Genomic DNA, 18,063 nt, shown 5'->3' with positions numbered 1-18,063 from the left:
TATAAAAAAGCCTCAAGGTTAATTTCTTGAGGCTTTTTTAGTTTTATATTTTTTCTCCTTTTATATAAACAGCATCAATATGATTACTACCAAAGGCGTATGGTAAATAGTTATAACTAGGCACTTCTTTTGTAATTATTAAATTGGCCTTTTTACCTTTAGTGATGCTACCATGAGTATTTTCTATTCCCATAGCATAAGCACCATTTATAGTAGCAGCATTAATTGCTTCTTCTGGCGTCATTTTCATTTTAATACAAGCAGTACTAACCACAAAATTCATATTTCCGCTTGGTGTTGATCCAGGATTGTAATCGGTTGCTAAAGCTATTGGTAATCCAGCGTCAATAATTTGTCTTGCTGGAGTATATGGAATACTTAAAAAGTAAGAACAGGAGGGAAGTGCCACAGGCATAGTATTGCTGCTTTTTAAAGCTTCAATATCCTCTTGATTAAGTTCTTCAAGGTGGTCAACAGATAGTGCATTATATGTTACACCTAAAGCTACACCTCCAAAAGCATTAAATTGATTGACATGAATTTTTGGAATTATGCCATACTGTTGTCCAGCTTTCATAATACGTTCTGTATCCTCTAACGAAAAATAACCTCTTTCGCAAAAAACATCTATATACTCAGCTAATTCTTCTTTTGCAACTAGAGGTAGCATTTCGTCAATTACTTTATCTATATAAGCAGTTTTATTATCCTTATATGCTTTTGGTAAAGCATGTGCTCCTAAAAAGGTAGTTTTAACTTCAACAGGAAATGCTTCTTTAATACGTTTAGCTACTCTTAGCATTTTTAATTCTGCTTCGGTGGTTAGACCATAACCAGATTTAATCTCTATAGCTCCAGTACCTAACTGCATAACATCTTTTACACGTGTAATAGATTGTTCGTATAATTCATCTTCAGAAATATCTTGAAGTTTTTTAGCCGAATTTAAAATACCACCACCACGATTAGCAATATCTTCGTAACTCAAACCGTTTATTCTGTCTACAAATTCTTGTTCTCTATTACCAGCAAATACAATATGTGTGTGACTGTCACACCATGTAGGTAAGACTAATTTACCAGTAGCATCAATAACTTCATCAGTTTCAATTTCTTTTAACTCATGCATAGCGCCATAATCTAAAATAACATCGTCTTTAATTACTAGAAATGCATTTTTTATAGTTGGAAGAATTTTTAACTCTTTACCAGAAATTTTTGAAATATTGGGTTCTCTTACTTGAATGAGTTCCTTAATATTTTTAATCAGTTTTACCATTATCGTTATTTATGTATATCTCGTCGAATTTGGTAAAAATATAAAAATTAAACATTCCTTTTCTTTCAATTTTAATTTATATTTAAAGGAAATAAGTAGTAAAAATTACTTGTTTCATCATCTATGAATCGTAATTTTAAATTTTTAAATTCATTTGTAAATATCTCTGAAGCCGACTTTTTAAAGCTCCAGAAAATTTCTTCTTTTAGAAGATTAAAAAAGAAGGAAACTATTGCAATTCAAGGTGAATTCCCAGTAAGAGAAATTTTTTTATTGGTTTCAGGCGTGATGCGTGCTTATGTAAATGCAGAATCTGGGAAGCAGTTTAATAAGAAAATTTTTGTACCAACATCATTTGTCGGACCATTAACATCTTTAGTTAAAAACAGTATCTCTGGACTCACTTATGAAGCCTTGACAGACTGCAAAGTTTATAGTATTAACTATGATGATTTTGTAGCTCTATGTAAGAGAGATATAATAATTTCAAACCTTTATTCTAAAATTTTAGAATTCGTATTTATTCAATATGAAAAACGAAGTATTGAATTAATGGCTATGGATGCTACAGAGCGTTATTTAAAGCTAAAAGAGCGAATTCCTAATATAGACGACTTAATTCCACAATTTCAAATAGCTTCTTATTTGAGTATCACACCAGTACAATTAAGTAGAATTAGAAAAAAGTTATTATAAAATATGATGCATTAACATATGTTAATTGCTTTTGTGAAATGTAGTGTTACTTTAGCGCTTTGTTTCAAAAGCAAAATATAACCCTAAAGGTTAATAGCTAACTAAGACTAAAAAGGCTGATGTTTTACATCAGCCTTTTTTTATTTAATTATTTTAAACTTCCAACCATATCTTCTGGTTTTACCCATTCGTCATATTCTTCTGGAGTAACGTAACCAAGGTTAATAGCTTCTTCTTTTAATGTAGTACCATTTTCATGAGCAGTATTTGCTATTTCAGCAGCTTTATAATAACCAATCTTAGTATTTAAAGCTGTTACTAACATTAATGAGTTGTTTAATAATGTTTTAATTGTAGCATGATTTGGCTCAATACCTGAAGCACAATTAACATCAAAACTCACACAAGCATCACCAATTAATTGAGCCGACTGTAGTACATTAGCAGCCATCATTGGTTTAAATACGTTTAACTCATAATGACCTTGTGTACCACCAACAGTTACAGCAACATCGTTACCCATAACTTGTGCACAAACCATTGTCATAGCTTCACATTGCGTTGGGTTTACTTTCCCTGGCATAATAGAACTTCCTGGTTCGTTGGCAGGAATGATAATTTCTCCAATTCCTGAACGTGGACCAGAAGCCATCATTCTAATATCATTAGCAATTTTATTTAACGATACAGCTATTTGCTTTAAAGCACCATGTGTCTCTACCATAGCATCGTGAGCAGCTAAAGCTTCAAATTTATTTTCAGCAGTAATAAATGGTAATTCAGTAAACTCAGCTATATATTTAGCAACTAATACATCATAGCCTTTAGGTGTATTTAATCCTGTACCAACAGCAGTTCCACCTAATGCTAACTCGCTTAAATGTGCTAAAGTATTTTCTAAGGCTTTTAATCCATGATCTAATTGCGATACATATCCAGAAAATTCTTGTCCAAGAGTTAATGGAGTTGCGTCCATTAAGTGTGTACGACCAATTTTAACTACATCTTTAAAAGCTTCGGATTTTGCTTGTAATGTATCTCTTAATTGTTTTACACCTGGAATTGTATTTTCTACAATCTTTTTATAAGCTGCAATATGCATTCCAGTAGGGAAGGTATCGTTAGACGATTGCGACTTGTTTACATCGTCGTTAGGCTGAATTGTTTTTTCGCCTTCACCAATAACTTTTCCTGTTAATTGGTGAGCGCGATTTGCAACCACTTCATTAACATTCATATTACTTTGAGTTCCAGAACCTGTTTGCCAGATAACTAATGGAAATTGGTCGTCGTGCTTACCTTCAAGAATTTCATCACAAGCTTGTGCAATTAAATCACGTTTTTCAGCAGCTAACACACCTAATTCACAATTAGTATAAGCAGCAGCTTTTTTAAGATATGCAAAACCATAAACAACTTCAAGTGGCATTGAAGCAGGTGCACCAATTTTAAAGTTATTACGTGAACGCTCTGTTTGTGCGCCCCAAAGTTTATCTGCAGGCACTTTTACTTCGCCCATTGTATCTTTTTCTATTCTGTAACTCATGGTAATAGTATTTTTATTTTGAGTTGCAAATTTACATTTTTTGATAGGTTATACATTATGATTTTTGTTAGTTTTTTTAAGCTTAGATGTTTATAAGTTTTTAGGGCATTTTTTTTAATTATTAAAAATACTATTAAACCTTTTAGTGAGATTCTGGTCTATTATTTATAGAGAATTTAATTAAACCTACTTATGAAAAAATTAAAGCTAAGTCTAAAATTCATGATAGCTGTATTTGTGGTAGCTTGCTCAGAAGATAATTATACAGCTAATGAAGTTCCAGAAGATCCTTTTGCAGAATTAAACTTACCTGAGACTTATTTTAATTACACTAACATTTCGCTTCCTAGTTTTTATATTGAGAGTGAGTTTCCTGTAGAATATCCATTTCCTCCAGTTATAGAATATGATAATACACCAACAGATAATCCAATAACAAATGCTGGAGCAACATTAGGTAGAGTTCTTTTTTATGATAAAAAGTTAAGTGCTAATGGTACTGTTTCTTGTGCTTCTTGTCATCAAGCCCAACATGGATTTTCCGACCCAAATATTTTGAGTGAAGGTTTTGAAGGAGGTCACACAAGAAGGCATTCAATGGGGATTGTTAATGCAAGATTTTATGCAAATGGAAAATTCTTCTGGGACGAACGCGCAGAAACTTTAGAAGAACAAGTTTTAATGCCATTTCAGAATGAAGTTGAAATGGGCTTAACACTTCAAGAATTAATTGATATAACAAGTGAACAAACTTATTATCCTCCATTATTTGAACAAGCTTTTGGAGATGAAACTATTAATAGTGACAGAATTTCAAAAGCTCTGGCACAATTTATAAGAAGCCTTGTGAGCGTAACTTCAAAATATGATCAAGCAAGGAGTGAAGTTACGTCACCTCTTGAGAACTTTCCTGGATTTACTGCCCAAGAAAATGCAGGGAAACTAATTTTTTACACACCTCGTCAGCTTACAAATGGCAATACAGGATATTGTATAGGTTGCCATCAAACTGAAGCTTTTATTGGTCCTGTTTTTCCTATTACTCCTTCTACTTTCAGAACTTTTGCTACAACAAATGGAATAGATGCAGTTTCAATTACAGATTTAGGTGTTACGGAAGCAACAGGTAATTCTGGTGATATAGGGAAATTTAAAGTCCCTTCATTAAAAAATATAGCTATTACAGCTCCTTATATGCATGATGGTAGATTTGCTACTTTGGAAGAAGTTATTGACCATTATAGTTCAAGTATACAAAACCATCAAAATCTAAGACCACCTTTAGTTAATTCAAGTGGGCAAGTAGGTCAGTTCAATTTTTCGCAAGAAGAAAAAGATGCTTTGATAGCTTTCTTGAACACATTAACAGATTACCAGATGTTAACAGATGAGAAGTTTAGTAATCCTTTTGAGTAATTTAAATATTAATAGAGGATTGAGTTATTTTATTGTTGTTATTATCCTGTTAATAAAACTCAATTTTTCTATTGTATAACTATATTTCTTGTATTATCTTTGGCACAGATTTAAAAAACAAACCACGATTATGTTCGATTTTGACCAATATTTAGGATTTTTAGCATTTTTAACCATTTTAACAATAGGTTTCTGGTTAATGATATTTTTATTAACGTTTGTTATTCCTTATTGGATTTTTGGAGCTGCTATTGAAAGAATGAAAGAAAAACGTGAAGAGAAGAAAGCAAAGCGTGAAGCATTAACTGCTTAAGTCATTCATTCTTATTAAAATATATAAAGGCAACCCATTTTGGTTGCCTTTTTTTATTTCAATTATATAATCATCTTTTTAAAGAGCGAACCGAATGAAGAATCTTTTTATAAACACTTCGATAAGCTGAGTGTGACAACTATTACTAAAGTTGTAAATGACAATAAAAAAAGCAACTCATTTGAGTTGCTTTTTAGTTTATATATTATGGTAATTATGGAGTGCCTTGAAATTCCATATCGTCACCACCTTGGAAACCTCCACGACGTTGACGTTTCTTTTTCTGATTAAATCTATAAGTAAAGGATAGGTTATAACTACGTTCTCTCCATTGAAATTCGCTATTAGACTCAAAAGTGTCTGTAAATGTTTCAGATTCACGTTTTCTAGAGTTTAATAAATCACTTACGTTAAAAGCAATTGTCGCCTTTTCTTTAAACAAATCTTTACTTAAAGCCATATTAGCAGAAAATACACCATTGCTTTTAGATTGCCCGTTTTCACGTGGTCCTCTATACGATAATGTAGTTTGCCAATCTATTTTTGCTGGCAACGTATATTTGTTAGTAATTCTTGCTCTCCAACTAAAGTTTTCGGCATCAAGATTCATGTCTTCATAATCACCTCTTGTAATAGATTGAAACAAGTTGAAATCACCATTTACACGCCATTTTCTACTAGGACTATATGTAAGGTTAAACTCGTATCCATAGCGATCGTTTGTCGCTAAGTTAATTGGTGACCTTTGAATTACTGATACTTCCTGACCATCAATAATTACTGTTTCTCCTGTATCAAAGCTTATAAAGTTAAACACATCTGTTGAATGTGAATAATAAATAGATGTGCTTAATGTGAACTTTCCAAAACGGTTTAAATAACCTAAATCAAAAGTGTTAGAATAGGTTGGGTCTAAGTCTGGGTTTCCTGCAAAAACATCAGTAATACTTGCTCTTGATGGAAAAGGGTTGATAAACCATGAACGTGGTCTGCGTATTCTACGACTATATCCTAAAGTTATATTTTCTTTATCGCTTAATTCATAGTTTAAGTTAACCGTTGGAAACAAACCTGTATAATTCTTTTTAGAAAAATCGCCACTAGTTGGTTGGTCAATAGTAATTTGTGTGTTTTCCATTCTTAAACCAAATAGAAATGAAAACTTATTGAACTTTGTTCCGTATTGCGAATAAAACGCATTTACATATTCTCTGTAATTTAATGTGTTAGATACATTTGGGTCTGTAATGAATTCGTCAGTGATTTCATCACGAATATCAACTCTATAATCTGTTGTTTGATCTCTAAAATTCCCTCTATATCCTACTTCAAAACGTGCGTCTTCACCAATAGGTAATACATAATCGGTTTGTAATAAAACACGAGATTGCTCATCATCTGTAGCTACAATTTCATCATTTATACCATTAACTAATACGTTAGAAAGTTCAGACTCATTATTGTCTTCAAATTGAAATTCTGTAGTAAATTCAGCACCAGACTTAAAATCTTTCTTATAGTTCAAAGCGTATTGAATAGTTTTATCATCTTCAAATTCAGGGTCAACTCTATCTACTTGATTGGTTAACACATTATTTGCGTCAAAAAACAGCGATTTATTGTCTGTTGTACTTTCATTATCTCCATTTCTATAAACTACAGATGCTGTTAAAGAAGAAGAATCATTAATATACCATTCTACACCAAAATTGGTATTATATCCTTTTCTTATACGCTCTGTTTCTTCAATTTCTTCTATAAAAGTATTATCTGTTGGATCTAAAAGGTCATTAAAACGATGTGTAAAAGAGTAGGAGTTACCAGGAGAATTTCTGTACCTATAACCACTAGTATTAAAGATGTTTACATCTCCAGTTCTAAAGTTTATGTTACCAGAAGCGCCATAAGATTCTGGATAACCAACATTGGTAGTAATAGAGCCATTAAGACCTTGTAGTTTACTTCTTCTTAAGATAATATTTAAAATTCCAGCAGTACCTTCGGCATCATAACGTGCAGATGGTGAAGTAATAACTTCTACTTTTTCGATTGATTCAGCTGGTAATTGACGTAAGGCATCAGTAGAACTTAAACCTACTAAACCAGATGGTTTACCATTAATAAGGATTCTAACGTTTTCATTACCTCGTAAAGACACAGCACCTTCTACATCTACTGATACAGATGGAACATTATCAAGTACATCACTTACAGTACCACCACTAACTGTTAAATCTTTACCTACATTATAGATTTTTTTGTCAAGACGAACTTCAACAGTTGTTTTTTCTGCAATAATCTCTACAGCATCTAAAGCTTCTATATCAAGTACCAATTTAAAAACACCAATATTTTCATCTTTAGTTAGCTTTTTGTTAGCGATTGTTTGAGTTTTAAAAGAAATATACTCAATTGTAATATCGTATACTCCAGCAGGAACAGGAATGCTAAAGTTACCTTTTGCATCAGTAATACCTCCTGTTACAATTTTATTCTGCTTTTTATTAAAAAATGCAATGGTAGCATATTCTAAAGGATCGGTTGTTTCTTGGTCAACGACTTTACCAGTAACAATAACTTCTTTTCCAGAAGGTCGTTGTGCAATTGCTGTATTAATTGCTATAGCAATTAATAAGATGGTTAGTAATAGTTTATTCATGCTTAAATTTTGCAAGTTTGACCGCAAAAATACTTTATGGTTTAAGCTGGAATGGTTAAAGTTGTGTTAAATAAAAAACACCTTCTTAACAAAGGTGCTTCTCATATTATATAATATCTAATATTTTTTCTGGTGGTCTGCCTATTACAGCTTTAGTTCCGTTAATAATTATAGGTCTTTCAATAAGCTTTGGGTTGTTAACCATTGCTGTAATTACTTCGTCATTACTTAGTTCTTTACCTTTGTACTGTTCTTTCCAAATAGCTTCGTTTTTCCTAACAAGTTCAATAGGTGTAATTCCCAATATGTTTATAATGTTAGTTAGTTCTTCTTTTGTTGGAATATCCTCTAAGTATTTAACGATTTCAAATTGCTTTCCTGCATCTTCAAGAATTTGTACTCCTTGGCGAGATTTACTACATCTGTTATTGTGGTATATTGTTATCATATAAATTGTGTAATAATATTTTAAACTTCACTTTTTTGTCCCATCATCATGAGATAAGACTTTAAAAACGCATCTATGTCTCCATTCATAACTGCATCTACATTTCCAGTTTCATGAGCAGTTCTAACATCTTTTACAAGTTTGTATGGATGCATTACATAATTACGTATTTGACTTCCCCATTCTATCTTCATTTTTCCAGCTTCAATATCTTCGCGTTGCGCCATTTGCTTTTTTAGCTCTATTTCATACAATTGCGACTTAAGCATTTGTAATGCTCTGGCTCTGTTGTCATGCTGAGAACGCGTTTCAGAACATGAAATTTGAATGCCTGTAGGTTTATGTGTAAGTTGTACTTTGGTTTCAACCTTATTTACATTTTGCCCTCCAGCACCACTAGAACGTGCAGTTGTAATTTCGATATCAGCAGGATTAACTTCTATTTCTATGGTGTCGTCGACTAAAGGGTACACATATACTGAAGCAAAACTAGTATGACGTTTTGCATTGCTATCAAAAGGAGAAATTCGTACCAAACGATGCACACCATTTTCACCTTTTAACCAACCAAATGCAAAGTCGCCTTCAATTTGTAATGTTACTGTTTTAATGCCAGCAACATCACCATCTTGCATGTTTAACTCCTTAACTTTAAACCCATTTTTTTCAGCATACATTAAGTACATACGCATCAACATGCTTGCCCAATCACAACTTTCGGTACCACCAGCACCTGCTGTAATTTGTAAAACAGCACTTAAGCTATCACCTTCTTCCGAAAGCATATTTCTAAACTCAAGGTCTTCAATAAAAGTAATTGTTTTATCAAATTGGGCAGTAACATCTTCAATAGGTGTTTCTCCTTCTTTGTAAAATTCATAAAGTACCTCTAGGTCTTCGGTAAGTGTTTTGGCATTATTATAATCGGAAACCCATTTTTTATTAACCCTTAAGCCTTTCATTATTAACTCTGCAGCTTTAGAGTCGTTCCAAAAATTAGGGTCGAAAGTTTTCTCTTCTTCGTTTTGTATCTCAATTAACTTAGCGTCTAAGTCAAAGATACCTCCTTAACGCACCAAGGCGTTCAAAAAGATCTTTTATTTGATCTGAAGTTACCATAAATAGTTTGCTTTAATGCAAAAATAGAATTTATAGCCTATTATTAAAATAATATGTAGTTTTATAAACTAAATAATTTCTTATGAAAAAAATAACACTAGCATTTCTTTTTTGTTTTGTTGTATTTGGTGCCTTTGCACAAGTTTTAAAAGGTAAAAAAACGAAAGCTTATGAAGGCTTTTTTAAATTTTATTATGAAGAAGCTCAAGACAAAATTTATTTAGAAGTTAACGATTTAGGTAAAGAATTTTTATATATAAACTCATTGGCAAGTGGAGTAGGTTCTAACGATATTGGTTTAGATAGAGGTCAATTAGGAGGTGAGCGTGTTGTTAAATTCGAAAAAGCTGGCAATAAGTTGTTATTGGTACAACCAAATCAAAATTATAGAGCTATTACAGATAATGATTTAGAGCGTAAAAGTATGGAACAAGCATTTGCAAAATCGGTTTTATATGGCTTTAAAATTGTTGAACAAAATGATGGGAAATACATTATAGATATTACATCTTTTTTAATGGAGGATGCGCATGGTGTTGCTAACCGATTAAAAAGTAAAAAAGAGGGAACTTATAAAGTAGATCTTAGTAAAAGTGCATTGTCCTTAAATCGTACAAAAGCATTTCCAAAAAATGTTGAGTTTGAAGCATTACTAACATTTAAAGGAAACCCAACAGGTAAAAATTTACGAACAGTTACACCAACAGCTTCATTGGTATCTGTAATTCAGCATCATTCATTTATAGAGTTACCAGATAGTAATTATAAACCAAGAGCTTTTGATGTTAGAAGTGGCGCTATATCTATGTCTTATTTAGATTATGCAACACCAGTTCAAGAGCAAATAAAAAAGCGTTTTGTTATTCGTCATCGATTAGAAAAGAAAAACCCAAAAGCCTCAGTATCTGAGGCTGTAGAGCCAATTATCTATTACTTAGATCCAGGAACACCTGAGCCTGTGCGTTCAGGTTTATTAGAAGGTGCACGTTGGTGGAATCAAGCTTACGAAGCTATTGGATTTAAAGATGCTTTTCAAGTAAAAATGTTCCCAGCAGACGCCGACCCAATGGATTGTAGGTATAATGTAATTCAATGGGTACATCGCTCTACTAGAGGTTGGAGTTATGGAGGTAGTGTAGTAGACCCTAGAACAGGAGAAATTATTAAAGGACATGTTAGTTTAGGTAGTTTACGTATTCGTCAAGATTTTTTAATTGCGCAAGCGCTTTTAAATAAACCTTATGCTAATAGTAATGATAATTACCAACCAATGTTAGAAATGGCTTTAGCACGTATAAGGCAATTAAGTGCTCACGAAGTAGGACATACTATTGGTTTTGCACACAATTTTGCTGCAAGTACAAATAATAGAGCGTCTGTTATGGATTATCCACATCCTCAAATTGAATTAAAAAATGGAGAAGTAGACTTAAGCAATGCTTACGCAACAGGAATTGGAGCATGGGATAAAGTAACTGTAGCATATAGTTATAGCGAATTTGCTGATGATGCTGATGAAACTACTGAGTTAAACAAAATTCTTGAAGGAGCAGTCTCAAAGGGTTTACGTTTTATAACCGATAGTGATGCACGAGCTGCTGGAGGTGCACATGCATTAGCACATCTTTGGGATAATGGTAAAAGTGCTGCAGAAGAATTAGATAATGTATTAGCAGTTAGAAAACGAGCAATGGAAACATTTTCTGTAGATAATATTAAAACTAATGAACCATATTCGGTATTGGAAGATGTATTTGTGCCTTTGTATTTCTTTCATCGTTACCAAACAGAAGCAGCTACTAAAGTTGTTGGAGGCTTAGATTATAATTATGCTGTAAAAGGTGATGGACAGTTTACAACTAAATATGTAAGTACGGATAAACAAAAAGAAGCACTTAATTCTTTGCTACAAACTTTATCAGCCGAGACATTAGCAATTCCGAAGGCAAAATTAAGTTTATTTCCTCCAAGAGCTTTTGGATATTATCGTTCAAGAGAATCGTTTAAAGGAAAAACAGGAATGGGCTTTGATGCGTTAAGTGTAGCTTCTACTTCTAGCGAAATGACTTTAAAATATTTATTACATCCAGAACGTGCTAATAGATTGGTACAACAAAAAAGTATAGATGCTAACCAATTAGGTTTAGATGAAGTATTACAAAATGTTATAGATAACACTTTTGGTAAAACGTATAAAGATGATTACTTAAGTGAAGTGCAGCAAATGATTAACGTAGAGGTGTTAAAATATATTTTGAATTTAGCAGTTAACGATAAATCTTATTTTCAAGTCAAAGCTAAAGCTAATGCTTCATTAAGATATTTAATTAAAAGTTATTTAATGCCAACAAGAGGAAATCAATCCGATATTAATTATCAATATTTACTAATCATTAATGATTTTAAAGAGCATCCAGAAAAGTTCAAATTAAAAAATGCACCTAAAATTCCAGATGGTTCACCTATTGGTAGCGATATTTGCAATTATTCTTCAAATTAAAAAATAGAAATGAAATTAGACCTTAGAAGCGATACAGTTACTAAGCCAACAAAGGGCATGTTAGATGCTATGTTATCTGCAAAAGTAGGAGACGATGTATATAAAGAAGATCCAACAGTTAATGAGCTAGAAGCACGTTTGGCTAATATGTTTGGAAAAGATACTGCTTTATTTTTTCCTACTGGAAGTATGGCTAATCAAGCAGCTATTAAACTGCATACAAACCCTGGAGACCAAGTAATATGCGATAAGTATGCGCACATATATAATTACGAAGGAGGAGGCGCTTCATTTAATAGTGGTGTATCATGTAAATTAATTGATGGACATAGAGGTATGTTTACAGCTGCTCAAGTTGAAGCATCTATTAATCCTCCAGATTTTTATCATAGTCCATTAACAAGTTTGGTAGCAGTAGAAAATACTACCAATAAAGGAGGAGGCGCTTGTTGGGATTTTAATGAATTAATGAAGATTAAAGAAGTTTGCAAAAAACATGATTTAGGTTATCATTTAGATGGAGCACGTTTATGGAATGCTTTAGTAGAAACTAATGAAACACCTAAACAGTATGGTAAAATGTTTGATACTATTTCGGTATGTTTAAGTAAAGGATTAGGCTGTCCTATAGGTTCTGTATTAATTGGTGATAGTGCAATTATGGAAAATGCTATTAGAATTAGGAAAATCTTTGGAGGAGGTATGCGTCAAGTAGGTTACTTAGCAGCAGCTGGATTATATGCTTTGGATAATAACATTGATAGGTTAACTGAAGATCATAAAAAGGCAAGAGAAATAGGAAGTGTTTTACAGGAATTATCTATTATAAAAGTAGTGGAACCTATTGAGACCAATATTGTTATTTTTGAATTAGAATCGCATGTTGATGAGGAAGAGTTTTTGCAACAACTGGCAAAAAATAATATTCATATTATTGGAATGGGAGGAGGAAAGCTGCGTATTGTAACCCATTTAGATTATACAAACGCAATGCACGAAAGATTTTTAGAAATATTGAATGGTTTTTAAAACCATACAAATAATAAAAAAGGGAAGCAATTTGCTTCCCTTTTTTATTATTTGAACATATCCATTCCAGGTATGTTTGGCATGCCTTCTTTTGCAACAGCAGCTAATTCGGTTTCATTAACTTTAGTAGCGCTTTCAATAGCTTTATTTAAAGTTAAAATTAAATAATCCTCTAGTTGCTCCTTGTCTTCTAACAGTTCATCAGCAACTGTAATAGATTTTATGGTTCTATTTGCTGTAAGCGATACTTTTAATAAGCCATCACTACTTTGTTCATCAATATAAACAGTATCTAAACGCTTTTTAGTTTCTTCAACTTTTGCTTGAGTTTCTTTAATTTTACCCATCATTCCCATTAAGTCTCCAAACATATTTTTTAATTTTAAGTTAATGCCGCAAATGTATAAAAAGTATTTCTCTAAATTTGGCGGCTAATAGAACAATTAATGAACAAGCATATAATTCCACCTAAGGTAAAGAAACAGCCTAAAGAACTAATCAAACATGACGATGTTCGTGTAGATAACTATTATTGGCTTAATGATAGAGATAATGAAGAGGTTATTTCGTATTTGAATGAAGAGAATGAGTATTATTCAAAAATGACAGCTCATACCAAAGATTTTCAGAATTCTTTATTTGAAGAAATGAAGTCTAGGATTAAAGAAGATGATGAGTCGGTTCCTTATAAATATAATGGCTATTGGTATATTGTTAAGTTTGAAAAAGGAAAAGATTATCCAATTTATTATAGAAAAAAAGACACTTTAGATGCAAAATCTGAATTGCTTTTTGATTGTAATGAAATGGCTAAAGGATATTCATACTTTAAACTAGTAGGCATAAGTATTAGTCCAAATAATAAATTGGTGTCTTATGGTATTGACACAACTGGTAGAAGGCAATATACTATTAATGTTAGAGATATTGAATCAGGTAAAAAACTTGATGATACCATTGAAAACACTACTGGTGGGGTAACTTGGGCAAATGATAATAAAACACTGTTTTATACATTAAAAAACACAAAAACACTGCGTTCGGAAAAAATCTATAAACATAAGTTAGGTGCTAATACAGAAGATGAATTAGTATATCATGAAACTGATGATACTTTTGGAACATCAGTTTATAAAAGTAAATCAAGAAAATATTTGATTATATCCTGTTATAGTACTTTAACTACCGAGTTTAGAATATTAAATGCAGATACACCCGATGAGGAGTTTAAAGTTTTTCAACCTAGAGAAAAAGGATTAGAGTATAGTATCTACCATTATAATGGTGCTTTTTATGTACTAACAAATAAAGATGAGGCTACAAATTTTAAATTAGTTAAAACTCTAGAAAACCAAACTACTAAGGAGTTTTGGGAAGATGTAATACCACATAGAGAAAATGTTCTTATAGAGGATATAGATATATTTAAAGATTTTCTTGTTGTATCTGAAAGGGAAAATGGATTAAATAAAATAAGAATCAAAAGTTGGAATGGTGATACAGAATATTATTTACCTTTTACTAATGAAACTTATACTGCATATACGACATCTAATATAGATTTTAACACTACTATATTACGTTATGGCTATAACTCTTTAACTACACCAGCTTCAATTATAGATTTTGATATGGTTACAAAAGTTAAAACCGTAAAAAAGGAACAAGAAGTATTAGGAGGTAAGTTCAATAAAGAAAATTATGTGTCAGAACGTGTTTGGGCTACTGCTCAAGATGGTACTGAAATTCCAATTTCTTTAGTGCATCATAAAAATATAAAAAGAAATAAGAACACACCATTATTGTTATATGCTTATGGAAGTTATGGTTCTACAATAGATCCTTATTTTTCAACCATTAGATTAAGTTTATTAGATAGAGGTTTTGTTTATGCCATAGCACATGTTAGAGGAGGCGAATATTTAGGAAGACAATGGTATGAAAATGGAAAACTTTTAACAAAAAAGAATACGTTTACCGATTTTATTGATTGCTCAAAGTTTCTAATTGAAAATGAATATACCTCGCCTAAACACCATTATGCAATGGGAGGAAGTGCAGGAGGATTATTAATGGGAGTCGTTATTAACGAAGCAGCACATTTGTATAATGGTGTTGTTGCTCAAGTACCTTTTGTAGATGTTGTAACTACTATGCTTGATGATTCTATTCCTTTAACAACAGGAGAGTATGATGAATGGGGAAATCCTAATGATAAAGAGTATTATGATTATATGAAATCGTATTCACCTTACGATAATGTTAAAAAAGATACATTTCCTAACATGTTTATAACTGCTGGTTTACATGATTCGCAAGTGCAATATTGGGAACCAGCTAAATGGATAGCAAAATTGAGAGATTACAATGAAAACGGTAGCACTCTTTTGCTTAAAACAAACATGGAAGCTGGACATGGAGGTGCTTCGGGAAGGTTTGAAGCTATTAAAGAAGATGCCGAAGAATTTGCGTTTTTATTAGATTTAGAACATATTAATGAGTAATTAAAAAAAATCTCGTATTTTTGCGAGGTTTTAGGTTACATTTTAATTAATAAGTAACGCATACTAACGTTTATGAGTAAAAACAAACAAGTATTTGATAATGTGTTGGACCTAGTAGGAAACACACCTCTTATTAAGTTAAACAATATTACTTCAGAGTTTAAAGGTGAATACTTAGCAAAGGTAGAAGCTTTTAACCCTGGACACTCCACTAAAGATAGAATAGCACTTCACATTTTAGAAGAAGCCGAAAGAAAAGGTATTCTTAAACCTGGAGACACCATTATAGAAACTACATCTGGAAATACAGGATTTAGTATTGCTATGGTAAGTGTTATTAAAGGCTATGAATGTATTTTAGCTGTAAGTTCTAAGTCATCGGCAGATAAGATAGATATGCTTCGCACAATGGGAGCTAAGGTATATGTTTGTCCTGCACATGTAAGTGCAGACGACCCTAGATCTTACTATGAAGTTGCTAAACGCTTACACCAAGAAATTGAAGGTTCTGTATATATTAATCAGTATTTTAATGAGTTAAATATAGATGCTCATTATAAAAATACTGGACCAGAATTATGGAGTCAAACTAATGGTGAAATTACACATTTAGTAGCGTGTAGTGGAACTGGAGGTACAATTTCTGGAACTGCAAAGTATCTAAAAGAACAAAATCCAAATATTAAAGTTATTGGAGTTGACGCTTATGGTTCAGTATTAAAAAAGTACCATGAAACGCGTGAGTTTGATAAAAACGAAATTTACCCTTACAGAATTGAAGGTTTAGGTAAAAACTTAATTCCTACTGCAACCGATTTTGATCAGATAGATAAATTCATCAAAGTTTCAGATGAAGAAAGTGCTCATACTGCTCGTGAAATAGCTAGAACTGAAGGTTTATTTGTTGGTTACACTAGTGGTGCTGCTATGCAGGCAATCAAGCAATTAAATGAAGAGGGTGAGTTTAAAGATGGCGATAAAATAGTTGTAATTTTTCCAGATCATGGATCACGTTATATGAGTAAAATTTATAGCGATAAATGGATGGAAGATCAAGGCTTTTTTGATAGTAGAAATGAAGAGACAGTAAAAACTGTTCAGTATATAAAATAGTCATATTTAGTGACTTAAAAGGTGAAAAACCTACAGATAACTAAGTTGAGTTTTTGTGGGTTTTTTTTATGTGTATATCTTATGTACAGATGTTCAATAAAATATTATGTTGTAACAATAAATTTGCATAATTTTGCGCAGACTAACTAAGATGAAAACTTAATGAAGGATTTATTCGATAAGATTTATAGAGACAAGGGACCATTAGGCAAATGGGCTTCGCAAGCCGAAGGTTATTTTGTGTTTCCAAAGCTTGAAGGAGAGATTAGTAATAGAATGAAATTCCAAGGTAAAGAAGTAATAACTTGGAGTATTAATGATTATTTAGGATTAGCTAATCACCCTGAAGTTAGAAAAGTAGATGCTGAAGCAGCAGCTGAATATGGATCTGCTTATCCTATGGGGGCTAGAATGATGTCTGGTCATACAGATCTTCACGAACAATTACAAAATGAATTAGCTGAATTTGTAAATAAAGAAGCAGCTTATTTATTAAACTTTGGATATCAAGGAATGGTATCTACTATTGACGCACTTGTTTCTAAAGACGATATCATTGTTTACGATGTTGATGCACATGCATGTATTATTGATGGTGTACGTCTTCATATGGGAAAACGTTTCACTTACAAGCATAACGATGTTGATAGTTTAGAGAAAAACTTAGAGCGTGCTACTAAAATGGCTGAGCAAACTGGAGGAGGAATTTTAGTAATTTCGGAAGGTGTGTTTGGTATGCGTGGTGAACAAGGACGTTTAAAAGAAATAGTTGAGCTTAAAAAGAAGTTTAATTTCCGTCTATTTGTTGATGATGCACATGGTTTTGGTACTTTAGGTAAAACTGGTGCTGGTGCAGGAGAAGAGCAAGGTGTTCAAGATGATATTGATGTGTACTTCGCAACATTTGCTAAGTCTATGGCAAGTACAGGAGCTTTTATTGCTGCAGATCAAGAAATTATTGATTATTTAAAATATAACTTACGTTCACAAATGTTTGCTAAATCGTTACAAATGCAACTTGTAAAAGGTGCTTTAAAACGATTAGATATGTTACGTACAATGCCAGAATTAAAAGAAAATTTATGGACTATCGTAAATGCTTTACAGTCTGGTTTAAAAGAGCGTGGATTTGATATTGGTACTACTCAAAGTTGTGTTACACCTGTGTACTTAAAAGGGAGTATTCCTGAAGCAATGGCATTAGTGAAAGACTTAAGGGAAAATTATGGAATCTTCTGTTCTATAGTGGTTTACCCTGTAATACCTAAAGGATTAATTTTACTAAGAATGATACCAACAGGATCTCATACATTAAAAGATGTTGAAGAAACTTTAAATGCGTTTTCAGCAATTAGAGAGCGTTTACAAAATGGAACTTATAAGCGTTTATCTGCTGCAGTATCTGCTGCAATGGGAGAGTAAACGTATTTACATAAATAAT

Annotated in this window: 14 protein-coding genes; 8 read left to right on the top strand and 6 right to left on the bottom strand. The window is 32.2% G+C overall.

The annotated features are described in order from the left end of the window. Window positions 1–43 precede the first annotated feature (43 nt). Window positions 44–1,279 (bottom strand): imidazolonepropionase, encoded by a 1,236-nt coding sequence (gene hutI / locus ACLII3_RS15190; protein ID WP_412985308.1) that lies wholly within the window; start codon window positions 1,277–1,279, stop codon window positions 44–46. Between the two features lie 123 nt (window positions 1,280–1,402). Here hutI and ACLII3_RS15185 point away from each other — a divergent pair, with 123 nt between their 5' ends. Beyond that, window positions 1,403–1,975, top strand: coding sequence for a Crp/Fnr family transcriptional regulator (locus tag ACLII3_RS15185; protein ID WP_412985306.1), 573 nt, complete (start codon window positions 1,403–1,405; stop codon window positions 1,973–1,975). Window positions 1,976–2,123: 148 nt separating this feature from the next. Here ACLII3_RS15185 and fumC read toward each other — a convergent pair whose 3' ends face one another. Continuing rightward, complete coding sequence (fumC, locus tag ACLII3_RS15180) at window positions 2,124–3,521, bottom strand: class II fumarate hydratase (protein WP_412985304.1); 1,398 nt, start codon at window positions 3,519–3,521, stop codon at window positions 2,124–2,126. A 192-nt stretch (window positions 3,522–3,713) separates the two neighbouring features. Between fumC and ACLII3_RS15175 the strand changes: the two genes are divergently transcribed. Then, window positions 3,714–4,937 (top strand): cytochrome-c peroxidase, encoded by a 1,224-nt coding sequence (locus ACLII3_RS15175; RefSeq protein ID WP_412985302.1) that lies wholly within the window; start codon window positions 3,714–3,716, stop codon window positions 4,935–4,937. A gap of 130 nt (window positions 4,938–5,067) precedes the next feature. Continuing rightward, window positions 5,068–5,250, top strand: coding sequence for a hypothetical protein (locus ACLII3_RS15170; protein ID WP_412985301.1), 183 nt, complete (start codon window positions 5,068–5,070; stop codon window positions 5,248–5,250). 214 nt (window positions 5,251–5,464) lie between these two features. Here the strand turns inward: ACLII3_RS15170 and ACLII3_RS15165 are convergent, their stop codons facing one another. The 3 genes from ACLII3_RS15165 to prfB all read right to left on the bottom strand — a co-directional run bounded on the left by ACLII3_RS15165 (window position 5,465) and on the right by prfB (window position 9,476). After that, window positions 5,465–7,909 carry a TonB-dependent receptor domain-containing protein gene (locus ACLII3_RS15165; RefSeq protein ID WP_412985299.1) on the bottom strand — a complete coding sequence of 815 codons (2,445 nt, stop codon included), beginning with the start codon at window positions 7,907–7,909 and terminating at the stop codon, window positions 5,465–5,467. A gap of 106 nt (window positions 7,910–8,015) precedes the next feature. Beyond that, the gene (arsC, locus tag ACLII3_RS15160; protein ID WP_412985297.1) at window positions 8,016–8,357 is read right to left on the bottom strand and encodes an arsenate reductase (glutaredoxin); all 342 of its coding nucleotides are present in this window, start codon (window positions 8,355–8,357) and stop codon (window positions 8,016–8,018) included. Window positions 8,358–8,377: 20 nt separating this feature from the next. After that, window positions 8,378–9,476, bottom strand: a protein-coding gene (gene prfB / locus ACLII3_RS15155; RefSeq protein WP_412985295.1) for a peptide chain release factor 2 whose coding sequence is annotated in 2 segments (ribosomal slippage) — window positions 8,378–9,412 and window positions 9,414–9,476 — 1,098 coding nt in all. Because the reading frame shifts where the segments join, the coding sequence is not laid out codon by codon here. Between the two features lie 82 nt (window positions 9,477–9,558). On the opposite strand from prfB, the gene ACLII3_RS15150 reads away from it, so the two are divergent. After that, window positions 9,559–11,976: a zinc-dependent metalloprotease gene (locus ACLII3_RS15150; RefSeq protein ID WP_412985294.1), complete on the top strand. Its 2,418-nt coding sequence runs from the start codon at window positions 9,559–9,561 to the stop codon at window positions 11,974–11,976. A gap of 9 nt (window positions 11,977–11,985) precedes the next feature. Beyond that, window positions 11,986–13,005 carry a threonine aldolase family protein gene (locus ACLII3_RS15145; RefSeq protein ID WP_412985292.1) on the top strand — a complete coding sequence of 340 codons (1,020 nt, stop codon included), beginning with the start codon at window positions 11,986–11,988 and terminating at the stop codon, window positions 13,003–13,005. 47 nt (window positions 13,006–13,052) lie between these two features. Here ACLII3_RS15145 and ACLII3_RS15140 read toward each other — a convergent pair whose 3' ends face one another. After that, a complete protein-coding gene (locus ACLII3_RS15140) occupies window positions 13,053–13,376 on the bottom strand; it encodes a YbaB/EbfC family nucleoid-associated protein (RefSeq protein WP_412985290.1) in 324 nt (107 codons plus the stop codon). A gap of 75 nt (window positions 13,377–13,451) precedes the next feature. On the opposite strand from ACLII3_RS15140, the gene ACLII3_RS15135 reads away from it, so the two are divergent. From ACLII3_RS15135 to ACLII3_RS15125, 3 genes are all read left to right on the top strand, one after another. Continuing rightward, window positions 13,452–15,509 (top strand): S9 family peptidase, encoded by a 2,058-nt coding sequence (locus ACLII3_RS15135; protein WP_412985288.1) that lies wholly within the window; start codon window positions 13,452–13,454, stop codon window positions 15,507–15,509. 72 nt (window positions 15,510–15,581) lie between these two features. Continuing rightward, complete coding sequence (locus ACLII3_RS15130) at window positions 15,582–16,622, top strand: PLP-dependent cysteine synthase family protein (RefSeq protein WP_412985286.1); 1,041 nt, start codon at window positions 15,582–15,584, stop codon at window positions 16,620–16,622. A gap of 162 nt (window positions 16,623–16,784) precedes the next feature. Further along, window positions 16,785–18,044 carry an aminotransferase class I/II-fold pyridoxal phosphate-dependent enzyme gene (locus tag ACLII3_RS15125; RefSeq protein ID WP_412985284.1) on the top strand — a complete coding sequence of 420 codons (1,260 nt, stop codon included), beginning with the start codon at window positions 16,785–16,787 and terminating at the stop codon, window positions 18,042–18,044. Window positions 18,045–18,063 lie beyond the last annotated feature (19 nt).

Source organism: Pontimicrobium sp. IMCC45349, assembly GCF_047219225.1.
Lineage (GTDB): Bacteria > Bacteroidota > Bacteroidia > Flavobacteriales > Flavobacteriaceae > IMCC45349.
Note: the sequence above shows the minus strand (reverse complement) of the source record. Positions and strands in the feature narration are given on the sequence as shown.

Coding starts and splice junctions, on each gene's coding strand:
- hutI (WP_412985308.1), bottom strand. CDS start 1,279: ATGGTAAAACTGATTAAAAATATTAAGGAACTCATTCAAGTAAGAGAA.
- ACLII3_RS15185 (WP_412985306.1), top strand. CDS start 1,403: ATGAATCGTAATTTTAAATTTTTAAATTCATTTGTAAATATCTCTGAA.
- fumC (WP_412985304.1), bottom strand. CDS start 3,521: ATGAGTTACAGAATAGAAAAAGATACAATGGGCGAAGTAAAAGTGCCT.
- ACLII3_RS15175 (WP_412985302.1), top strand. CDS start 3,714: ATGAAAAAATTAAAGCTAAGTCTAAAATTCATGATAGCTGTATTTGTG.
- ACLII3_RS15170 (WP_412985301.1), top strand. CDS start 5,068: ATGTTCGATTTTGACCAATATTTAGGATTTTTAGCATTTTTAACCATT.
- ACLII3_RS15165 (WP_412985299.1), bottom strand. CDS start 7,909: ATGAATAAACTATTACTAACCATCTTATTAATTGCTATAGCAATTAAT.
- arsC (WP_412985297.1), bottom strand. CDS start 8,357: ATGATAACAATATACCACAATAACAGATGTAGTAAATCTCGCCAAGGA.
- ACLII3_RS15150 (WP_412985294.1), top strand. CDS start 9,559: ATGAAAAAAATAACACTAGCATTTCTTTTTTGTTTTGTTGTATTTGGT.
- ACLII3_RS15145 (WP_412985292.1), top strand. CDS start 11,986: ATGAAATTAGACCTTAGAAGCGATACAGTTACTAAGCCAACAAAGGGC.
- ACLII3_RS15140 (WP_412985290.1), bottom strand. CDS start 13,376: ATGTTTGGAGACTTAATGGGAATGATGGGTAAAATTAAAGAAACTCAA.
- ACLII3_RS15135 (WP_412985288.1), top strand. CDS start 13,452: ATGAACAAGCATATAATTCCACCTAAGGTAAAGAAACAGCCTAAAGAA.
- ACLII3_RS15130 (WP_412985286.1), top strand. CDS start 15,582: ATGAGTAAAAACAAACAAGTATTTGATAATGTGTTGGACCTAGTAGGA.
- ACLII3_RS15125 (WP_412985284.1), top strand. CDS start 16,785: ATGAAGGATTTATTCGATAAGATTTATAGAGACAAGGGACCATTAGGC.